General features: G+C 72.6%; 9 protein-coding genes and 1 pseudogene. 4 read left to right on the plus strand and 6 right to left on the minus strand.

Translation table 11 applies throughout. The features are described 5' to 3' along the window. Window positions 1-53 precede the first annotated feature (53 nt). Complete coding sequence (locus DN069_RS26565; protein ID WP_111505046.1) at window positions 54-401, minus strand: effector-associated constant component EACC1; 348 nt, start codon at window positions 399-401, stop codon at window positions 54-56. A gap of 240 nt (window positions 402-641) precedes the next feature. Here DN069_RS26565 and DN069_RS26570 point away from each other — a divergent pair, with 240 nt between their 5' ends. Next, complete coding sequence (locus DN069_RS26570; protein ID WP_111505048.1) at window positions 642-1,340, plus strand: thiamine pyrophosphate-dependent enzyme; 699 nt, start codon at window positions 642-644, stop codon at window positions 1,338-1,340. A 16-nt stretch (window positions 1,341-1,356) separates the two neighbouring features. Then, window positions 1,357-2,277 (plus strand): transketolase family protein, encoded by a 921-nt coding sequence (locus DN069_RS26575; RefSeq protein ID WP_243639748.1) that lies wholly within the window; start codon window positions 1,357-1,359, stop codon window positions 2,275-2,277. A 92-nt stretch (window positions 2,278-2,369) separates the two neighbouring features. Here the strand turns inward: DN069_RS26575 and DN069_RS26580 are convergent, their stop codons facing one another. Beyond that, on the minus strand, window positions 2,370-3,908 hold the full coding sequence (locus DN069_RS26580) for an MFS transporter (protein WP_111505050.1): 1,539 nt from the start codon (window positions 3,906-3,908) through the stop codon (window positions 2,370-2,372). 78 nt (window positions 3,909-3,986) lie between these two features. Next, window positions 3,987-4,532: a TetR/AcrR family transcriptional regulator gene (locus tag DN069_RS26585; protein WP_111505052.1), complete on the minus strand. Its 546-nt coding sequence runs from the start codon at window positions 4,530-4,532 to the stop codon at window positions 3,987-3,989. A 193-nt stretch (window positions 4,533-4,725) separates the two neighbouring features. Between DN069_RS26585 and DN069_RS26590 the strand changes: the two genes are divergently transcribed. Beyond that, a complete protein-coding gene (locus DN069_RS26590) occupies window positions 4,726-7,200 on the plus strand; it encodes a lysylphosphatidylglycerol synthase domain-containing protein (RefSeq protein ID WP_111505074.1) in 2,475 nt (824 codons plus the stop codon). Window positions 7,201-7,327: 127 nt separating this feature from the next. Here DN069_RS26590 and DN069_RS26595 read toward each other — a convergent pair whose 3' ends face one another. Next, window positions 7,328-7,537 carry an Arc family DNA-binding protein gene (locus DN069_RS26595; protein ID WP_111505054.1) on the minus strand — a complete coding sequence of 70 codons (210 nt, stop codon included), beginning with the start codon at window positions 7,535-7,537 and terminating at the stop codon, window positions 7,328-7,330. Window positions 7,538-7,554: 17 nt separating this feature from the next. Here DN069_RS26595 and DN069_RS26600 point away from each other — a divergent pair. Further along, window positions 7,555-8,740, plus strand: a pseudogene (locus DN069_RS26600) (RNA-guided endonuclease InsQ/TnpB family protein). Window positions 8,741-8,845: 105 nt separating this feature from the next. Here the strand turns inward: DN069_RS26600 and DN069_RS26605 are convergent. Together DN069_RS26605 and DN069_RS26610 are read right to left on the minus strand one after the other, a co-directional pair. After that, window positions 8,846-9,148, minus strand: coding sequence for a hypothetical protein (locus DN069_RS26605; RefSeq protein WP_111505056.1), 303 nt, complete (start codon window positions 9,146-9,148; stop codon window positions 8,846-8,848). A gap of 44 nt (window positions 9,149-9,192) precedes the next feature. Beyond that, the gene (locus tag DN069_RS26610; RefSeq protein WP_111505058.1) at window positions 9,193-9,381 is read right to left on the minus strand and encodes a hypothetical protein; all 189 of its coding nucleotides are present in this window, start codon (window positions 9,379-9,381) and stop codon (window positions 9,193-9,195) included. Window positions 9,382-9,575: the final 194 nt, after the last annotated feature.

A 9,575-nucleotide genomic window follows, 5' to 3' on the forward strand; every position in this document is an offset into this window, starting at 1 on the left:
GCACTCCTGGAGATCACCGCTCGACTTCAAGCGTCCTTGAAGTAGCAGCCTACCTACTGCTCGCCTAGTAGCCGCTCGGCGAGCCGCAGCGCCTCCTCGACGTTCTCCAGCTCCAGCTCGATCTCCTGCTCGCCGATCCTGACCGTCGCGTGCAGCCTCGACCGTCGGGACCGCAGGAAGTCGGGCAGCGTGCGGACGGCGGCGGTGAGCACGTTGCTGCCGGCGAGCACGCTCAGCACGTCGACCCCGCCGACCTCACCGGGCGCGGGCGCCACCGCTCGGTAGCGCACGTCGACGACCCCCTGGGCCCGCAGCCACGCCCGAAGGCGCGGCAGCTCGGCCGGGTCGGAGAGACCCATCTCGATCTCGCGGAGCGCGCCGACCGGTCCGTGCGAGTTCATCAACCCCCCGTTTCCTCGCCGTGCCCAGCCGTCTGGGCAGCGCGAACGACCATACGCGACAGTCGAGTTGTCGGTGTGCAGTCCGGAGAACCCGGCACGGGCAAGGTAACCGCGCGAACCGGCGGCCAGGTGGCCAGTGCCGGTCCGGCTACGCAACTGTGACACAACCCGCGGAAGCCGTCGACAGGCCCTCGGTCCGCCGCTTGACTTCAAGTCCACTTGAAGTTGCAAGCTTCTGCCATGACCTTGACCACGGCGGAAGCCGTCACCTTCCATGACCTCTCCGGTCTGATGAGCCGAATGACCGGCGCCGAGAAGCACGGCCCCGCGGCCAGTTCCACCCTGGACGCGCTCTGGGTGCTGTACGACCGGGTGTTGCGGGTCGGCCCGCTGAGCGTGGAGGCGGCCGACCGGGACCGGTTCCTGCTCTCCAAGGGCCACGGGCCGATGGCCTACTACGCGGTGCTCGCCGCGAAGGGCTTCATCGACCCCTTCGTGCTGGAAACCTTCGGCCGCTACGACTCGCCGCTCGGCCACCACCCGGACCGCACGCTGGTCCCCGGCGTGGAGATCGGCAGCGGGTCGCTCGGCCACGGCCTGCCGCTCGGCGTCGGCACCGCGCTGGGCCTGCGGGCGCAGGGGCTGCTCGACCCGGCCGTGTGGGTGCTGATCGGTGACGCCGAGCTGGACGAGGGCAGCAACCACGAGGCGCTCGCCTACGCCGGCTCGACCGGCCTGGACCGCCTGCACGCCGTGGTCGTCGACAACCAGTCCGCCACCCACGGCTGGCCCGGCGGCATCGCCTCCCGCTTCACCGCCAACGGCTGGTCCGCCGTCACCGTCGACGGCCGTGACCACGACGCGCTGTACGAGGCGTACACCCAGCCGCACCAAGGACGGCCGCACGCCGTCGTCGCCGTCGTCGAGCCAAAGAACTGACCGGGGGAGCACCACCATGAGCACCGCCACGACCACCATGACCATGCGCGACCGTTTCATCTCCACCGCGAGCACCCTGCTCGACGAGGACCCGCGCCTCGCCGTCGTGCTCGCCGACATCTCCGCCTCCGGATTCGAGGACGCCGCTGCGGCCCACCCCGACCGGGTCGTCAATGTCGGGATCCGCGAGCAGCTGCTGATCGGCGCCACCGGCGGGCTCGCGCTCACCGGCCTGCGGCCGATCGCGCACACCTTCGGATCCTTCCTCGTCGAGCGGCCCTTCGAGCAGGTCAAGCTGGACCTCGGCCACCAGGGGGTCGGCGCGGTGCTGGTGAGCGCCCTCGGCTCCTACGACTGGCCGGCGGGCGGGCGCACCCACATGTCCCCGGGCGACGTGGCCCTGCTGGACACCCTCCCGGGCTGGACCGTCCACGTCCCCGGCCACGTGGACGAGGCCGAACTGCTGCTGCGCGACGCGGCGGCGAGCGACGGCCTGGTCTACGTGCGCCTCTCGCTGCAGACCAACGCCGCGGCCCGACCAGTCACCCCCGGCCGCTTCCTGACGGTTTGTGAGGGACGCGGCGGCCCCGTCGTCGTCGCCGTCGGACCGGTCCTCGACGACGTCCTCGCCGCGGTCGAGGGCCTGGACGCCACCGTCCTCTACGCCTCGACGATCCGCCCCTTCGACACCGTGGCCCTGCGCGCCGCCCTCGCGGACCGCGCGAGCGCCGACGTCGTCCTGGTCGAGCCCTACCTCGCCGGCACCTCCACCCCGTTCGTGGCCGAGGCCCTCAGCGACCGCCCGCACCGCGTGTTCGCCCTCGGCGTCTCCCGCGAGGAACTGCGCCACTACGGCACGATGGAGCAGCACATCGCCGCCCACGGCCTCGACGCCCGCTCCCTGCGGGCCCGGATCGCAACCTGGTCGGGCCGCTAGTCCCCGCCGCTCACACCCGCCGCGCTCCCGCCGCTCCCTGCGGCGGTCGAGGAGATGCCGCGTCAGCGGGCCCCGCCGGGCGAGTCCCGGCGTCAGCGGGCGCGGCGGGCGAGGAGGAGCCAGACCAGGGACGCCGCCGCGACCAGGAGGCCGCCGGAGAGGAGCGCGGCCACGTTGAGGCCGTGGACGAAGGAGTCCTGCGCGGCGCGCAGGAGCGCCTGGCCTGCGTCGGACGGCAGTGCGTGGGCGGACTCGACCGCGCCGCCGAGGGAGTCGCGGGCGGCGTCGGGGGCGCCGGCCGGGAGACCGGAGCGGTAGAGGGCCGTGGTCACCGTGCCGACGAGGGCGATGCCGAGGGCCGTGCCGAGCTCGTACGCGGTCTCCGAGACGGCCGAGGCCGCGCCGGACTTCGAGGCCGGGGCCGCGTCGAGGACCATCGTCGTGGAGAGGGCGTAGACGACGCCCTCGACCATGCCGATCGCCGCGAACGCGACACCGATCACCAGGTACGGGGTCGCCGCGTCGAGCCAGCCCAGCACGCCGATGCCGAGACCCATCGCCAGCAGCGAGGCGGCCAGGGCGCGGCGGTGGCCCGCGCGGCGGGCGAACCAGGCGGCGCCGAGCGCGCCGAGGGTCGACCCGGCGAAGGCGGGCATGTCCGCGAGTCCGGCGACCAACGGCGAGTAGCCGCGCACCAACTGGAAGTACTGCGCCATGAAGAAGACGACGCCGGAGAGCCCGATCAGGGCGATCAGCGCGGCCACCACGGCGGCCGTGAACCGGCGGTCGGTGAAGAGCCGGACGTCCAGCAGCGGGACCGGCAGCCGCAGCTGACGGCGCCAGAACCCGGTGAGACACAGGACGCCGAGCACGCCGGCGGCCCAGACGTCCGGGCGGGCCAGGCCCTCGACCGCGCCCTCCTTGACGGCGTAGACGGCGCCGATGACGCCGACCAGCGACAGGCCCACGCTCGGCAGGTCCCACGCACCCGGCTTCGGGTCACGGGACTCGGGCAGCAGGCGCGCGCCGAGCACCAGCAGGACCAGCACCAGCGGCACGTTGATCAGGAAGACCGAACCCCACCAGAAGTGCTCCAGCAGCACGCCGCCCAGCAGCGGCCCGCCGGCGGCGCCGGCGGTGGCGGCCGCGCCCCAGACGCCGATGGCGCGGGCGCGCTCGCGGTCGTCGGGGAAGAGCGTGCGGATCAGCGACAGGGTCGACGGCATGATCGTCGCACCCGCGACGCCCAGCAGGGCGCGGGCCGCGATCAGCCAGCCGGCGCTCGGGGCGTACGCGGCGAGCAGCGACGCGGCGCCGAAGGCCGCGGCGCCGAGCAGCAGCACGCGGCGTCGGCCGACGCGGTCGCTGAGCGAGCCCATGCTGACCAGCAGGCCGGCGATGACGAAGGAGTAGCTGTCGCCGATCCAGAGCAGCTGCGGCGCGGAGGGGGCGAGGCTCTCGCTGATGAAGGGCAGCGCCAGGACGAGCACCGTCGCGTCGACGGCCACCAGCAGTACGGCGAGGACGAGGACCGCGAGGGCGGTCCAGCGGGTGCGCGAGCCGTCGGGCGCACCCGGGCTGTTATATCGGTAGGCGGAGGTGGTCTGCGGCACGGTCATGTCCGTGGTCATCGGTCGACTCTCAGTCTTCGGCCGTGGTCCGGCGGCCTGGTGGCAGGTGGGTGGAGGCAGGTGGTGGTGCGGGCGGCGTCAGTCCCTGCGGACCGCGCCGCCGAGGAAGAGCTCGGTCAGCGCCCGGTTGCTGTCGCGGTGGGCGAGGCGGCCGTCCTGGACGGCCCAGCCGACACCGGCCAGCAGGTCGAAGAAGGCCTCGCTGAGCCAGGAGGCGGGCAGCTCGATGCGGAACGCCCCCGACTGCTGGCCGCGCAGGAAGAGCGCGGCCACCCGCGCGTCGAGCCGGTCCCAGGCGTCGGTGATCGCGTCGTCGTCGAAGAGCCGGCTCTCGCCGGAGATGAACGCGACGAGCTGGGCGTGCGGGATGACGGCGTCCGCGAGGCGGCGCACCGCCTCGACCGGGTCGCCCTCGTCGACCGCCGCCTCGTTCAGCGCCGACTCCATACGCTCCAGTGCCAGCGTGCCGATCTCGTGGAACAGCGCCTCGCGGCCGGGGAAGAGCCGGTGCAGCGTCGCCCGGCTGATCCCGGCGGCGCGCGCGATCTCGTCCATCGCCGCCGTGGGCTGCCGGGAGAGCAGCCCGACGGCGGAGAGGAGGACGGATTCGCGATCGGTGGCCATGGAGCAATGATATATCAAGTGAGACAGTCATGTCTCAAGAGATCGACGAACGTCTTGCCGGCCCAGGGTCCGCTAGCCTTTCCCCCGCAGTCGAAGCCAGTCGAAATTCACTGGGGGACGGGGTCACGGGGCGTTGATACCGACGAGGGGCGGCGTGGAGCTGCCCACGCCCGGGCCGGGGGCCGACAGGCTCATGCCCGTCGGCACGCCGACGGGCCCACGGGTGCGCCGACCGCAGGACCTGATGCGCTTCCTACTCGGCGCGGTCGGCCTCGCCCTCGTCCTCGGCATCGCCTGGTTCGCGCAGTCCACCACCTCCGGCGTCGAGCAGGACGTCTCCCACGGCTCGGCCAGCGCCTCCGGGCTGCTGATCGATCTCACCGGGTTCGTCGCGAGCTGCGCCGTGCTGGTCGTGCCCGCCGCGTTCGCCGTGGAGCGGCTGGTGCGACGCGACGGGCTGCGGGTCGCCGTCGCCGTGCTGGCGGCGGTCCTGGCCAACGGCGTCGCGCAACTGACCACCGTGTGGGTCGCCGGCTCCGGCAGTCCGGCGATCCGCGAGGCCCTGACCCAGCCCGCACCTGGCGGCGGCACCACGGCGGCCGTGCACGGCTACCTGGCGCCGGTGGCCGCCTACGTGACCTACATGACGGCCGCCGGGATGGGGCGCAAGCCCCGGCTGCGGGCCGCTGCCTGGGCCGCGGTGCTGCTGGAGGCGTTCGCCCTGCTGCTCGGCGGCTACGGCACGCTCTTCTCTCTCCTGGTCACGCTGCTGATCGGCGCGACCGTCGCCTGGGGCACCGCCTACGCGATCGGCTCGCCCCACGTCGTGCCCAGCGGCACCGCCCTCTTCGCCGGCCTGCGCCGGGTCGGCTTCGCGCCCGTCGCCGTCCAGAGCCTCGACTCGGCCGGTGCGGAGAGCACCGACCCCGGTCAGGGACGGCGCTGCCTCGTCATCGTGGAGAGCGGCCCACCGCTCGACGTCACCGTGATCGACCGGCAGCAGCAGGCGAACGGCTTCTTCCACCGCGCCTGGCGCCGCCTGCAGTTGCGCGGCATCACCGAGCGGCGCAGCCTCGTCTCGCTGCGCGAGGCGCTCGCCCAGGAGGCGCTGCTCGCCTACGCGGCGACCGCCGCCGGAGCGCGGGTGCCCGCGCTGCTCGCCGCCTCCGAGCTGGACCCGGACGCGGCCGTGCTGGTCTACGAGCACGTCGGCGGCCGCACCCTGGACGCGTTCGCGGACGACGAGATCACCGACGACCTGCTCGACGCCACCTGGGAACAGGTGCGGGCGCTGCAGACGCGACGGATCGCGCACCGGCGGCTGACCGGCGACGTGCTGCTGGTGGACGACGACGGCCGGGTCCACCTGACCGATCTGCACGGCGGCGAGATCGCGGCCGGGGACCTGCTGCTGCGTCTGGACGCCGCCCAGTTGCTCACCACGCTCGCCCTGCGCGTGGGACCGGAACGCTCGGTCGCGGCGGCGGTGCGCGTCGTCGGCCCCGACACCGTCGCGGACAGCCTCCCGCTGCTCCAGCCCGTCGCCCTCAGCCGACCGACCCGCGCCGCGCTGCGCCGCCTCGCCAAGGAGCGGGCCCAGCGGCTGCGGGAGGCGGAACGGCTACGTGAGGCGGAACGGCCGCGCGAGGCGGAACCGGAGCAGCGGCCCCCGGACGACGACCTGCTCACCCGCATCCGCGAGGAGATCCTCCGGATCCGGCCCCAGGCGCCGGTCGCCCCCGCCCGGCTGGAACGCCTGCGCCCCCGGACGCTGATCGCCCTCGTCGCCGGCTGCCTCGCCGGCTACTACCTGCTCTCCCAGCTCGCCGACGTCGACCTCGGCGCCCTGGTCCGCGAGGCGCACGGCAGCTGGGCCCTGGTGGCGCTCGCCTGCTCCGCGCTCACCTACGTGGCCGCGGCGATGAGCCTGCTCGGCTTCGTCCCGGAGGACGTGCCCTTCTGGCGGACGGTGCTGGCCCAGCTCGCCGCGTCGTTCCTGGTCACCCCGGCGGCGGTCGGCGGCATCGCGCTCAACACCCGCTATCTGCAGCGCCATCAGGTGCGCCCGGGGCTGGCGGTGTCCAGCGTCGGCGCCTCCCAGCTGGCCACCGGCGTGGGCCACGTCCTGCTGCTGCTCGGCTTCGGCTATCTGACGGGCGCCCAGGACGGGGTGACCGTCTCCGACTCCCGCTCGGTGCTGATCATTGTCGTCGCCGCGGGCGCGCTCGTCGGCGTGATCGCCGCGGTGCCGCGGCTGCGGCGCCTCGTCCTGCGTCGCGTCCGCCCGCTCTTCGCGGGCGTGCTGCCGCGCATGCTGGATCTGGCCCAGCGGCCCAGCAAGCTGCTGACCGGCGTCGGCGGCATCCTGCTGCTGAACCTCGCCTTCATCGCCTGCCTCGACGCCTCGATCCGCGCCTTCGGCCACTCACTGAGCTTCCCCGCCGTCGCCGTCGTCTTCCTGGTCGGCACCGCCGTCGGCTCGGCCACCCCGACGCCGGGCGGCGTCGGCGGCATCGAAACGGTCCTCTCCACCGCCCTCACCCTGGCCGGACTCCCCAGCCAGGTGGCCTTCTCCTCGGTCCTCCTCTACCGCCTGCTCACCTTCTGGCTCCCCGTCCTCCCGGGCTGGGCCGCCTTCACCCACCTCTCCCGCCGCCGGCTCATCTAAGGCGGACCCCGGCGGAGCCGGGGCCCCGGGGAGACGGCCGAGGTGCGCCTGGCTCCTCCCGGAGCCTGAACAGTGGTGGCGGCGGTTGGGCGGTACGTCACCGAGTAACCGGAGGATGCCCCCGGCTTCAGCAGGGGGAGGAATCCGGCTTCCCGCGTAGCGGGTCAGGGGCAGTCGTATCGCCGCCAAGGCGATCCGGTGTCTCGGGAGCGACGGTGGTGAGAGCGACCTCAAGCAGGTGCAGGATCTCAGAGTTGATGGACCGCCGGTCGTGAGCGGCTTGGGCTGTCAGTCGTGTGTGCAAGTCTTCGGGGAGCCTGAGCGCGAAACGGATCATGATGCTATGGTGACATCATGACGACATTGAAGCCAGCGGAAGAGGAGACCGGGCACGCCCGGTACACCTACCGCTTGCGCGTGTCGTCCACCGCGCTCGCCGCCCTTGAGGCGGAGTGGGGCCGGTGCCGGTGGATATGGAACGAGTGCGTCCACCAGTCCTGCAAGACCTTCATCGCCAACCGGACGCGCCCCAAGGGGGCCGACAAGACGACGTGCGGTCCGGCGCAGCTGGACAAGATGCTGACCGAGGCCCGCGCTGCGATGAGTTGGCTGCGGGACGGCGCGTCGGTGCCGCAGCAGCAGATCATCCGGGACTTCGCGAAGTCCCCGTGCGAAGGCTCTTAAGGACATCAAGGCGAAGCTTCCCGTCAAGCGCCGGGCGGGGATGCCGAAGCTGAAGAAGAAGCGCGAGGCGCTGCCCAGCCTGAACTACACCACCCGTGGTTTCCGCCTCAAGGACAGCAAGCTGTGCCTTGCAGGCGGCATCGCCTTGACGGTGGTGTGGTCGCGGGACCTTCCGTCCGTGCCGTCGTCGGTGCGCGTGTATCGCGACGCGGTAGGCCACTGGTGGGCGTCGTTCGTCGTGACCACCACGGTTGAACCGTTGCCCGCGACCGGCGCGGTGATCGGCATCGACTGGGGCGTGAAGGAGACTGCGACCACCACCAGCGACATACACGACCTGCCCCACGCTCAGCACGGCAAGAACGCAGCGAAGGCGCTGGCCAAGTACCAGCGTCGTATGGCCCGCCGCAAGCCACCGAAGGGCAAACCCGCCTCCAACGGCTACAAGAGAGCGAAGCGGCAGACGGCGAAGCTGCACCGCAAGGTCGCCGACCAGCGGACCGACACCGCCCGCAAGTGGGCCAAGCAGGTCGTCCGCGAGCACGACGCGATAGCCGTGGAGGACTTCCGTCCGAGGTTCCTCGCCAAGACCACCATGGCCAGGAAGGCCGCCGACGCCGCCATCGGCGCAACCAAGCGCGCCCTGATCGAGATGGGCTGCAAGCACGCCCGCACCGTGCACCTGGTCAACCCCGCGCACACCACGATGGACTGCTCGCACTGCATGACGAGAGCCAAGCATGCACTGCCGCTGGGAATGCGCACCTACACGTGCACCGCGTGCGGAGTCTCATCCCCCAGAGACAAGAACTCCGCACACGTGATGCTCATCCGGGCTGGACTCGTACCCGGCTGACGTTGACGGCGCAAGACGTGGACGCCCGTAGGGCGGGACCATGCAGCCCGAGTCAGAAATCCCCCAGACGAAGGCGGAACCCCCCGCCTTCAGGCGAGGGAGCAGTCAAACGCCCTGCGTTTCCTGCCAGGAGTCGATGCTGCCCGCGGTCACGATCTCGCGCAGCTGCAGGACCGGGTCGCACAGGCCGCCGTCGCGGTCGACCTTGGGCGGGAGCTTGCCGGACACCCATTCGGTGCGGCGCACCTGGCGGGTGAGGAACTCGACTGCGGGCTCGCCGTGGAAGTCGACCGCCTGGTCGTAGGCCGCGCGCGCGTCGGCGAGGCGCTGCCCGAACTCCCGGGTGCGCTCGGGCTGGCCGGGCTGGTGGGTGGTGCGGATCGCGTACTCGGTGACGAAGCCGTTCACTGCTCCTCCTGGTGGGTCGATTCGGGGTGCGGCCGCGCGGGCGGTCATCTGTCGGCCGTGCTGGGCGTCGATTGGCCGCAGCAGGACTCGCAGCGGTGGGCGAGGGCGGAGAACTGCGAGTCCTCGAAGCGCACGCCGTCGTCCTGCGCGGCGGCGTCGTAGAGGTCGTGGATCTGGATCTGGTCCGCGGCCGGCAGGGCGGCGATCTGCTCCCGCGTCAGGTTGATGCTCATGTCGGGTCTCCTTCGCGTCGCGTTCCGACGGGTTCCGGGACCGACCACCGTGGCATACGCCGCATGAGTGCCGCTTGGCCTCCGGCAGCGGGCGGGGAAACGGTGCGGAGCCAGGACCGCCCCGTCAGTCCTCCGTCAGCGCGTCGTAGAGCCGGCGCAGCGCCCGGTCGAGCGGGCGCTGCGCCGGCTCTACG

Source organism: Streptacidiphilus pinicola, from assembly GCF_003258295.1.
Classification (GTDB): Bacteria; Actinomycetota; Actinomycetes; order Streptomycetales; family Streptomycetaceae; genus Streptacidiphilus; species Streptacidiphilus pinicola.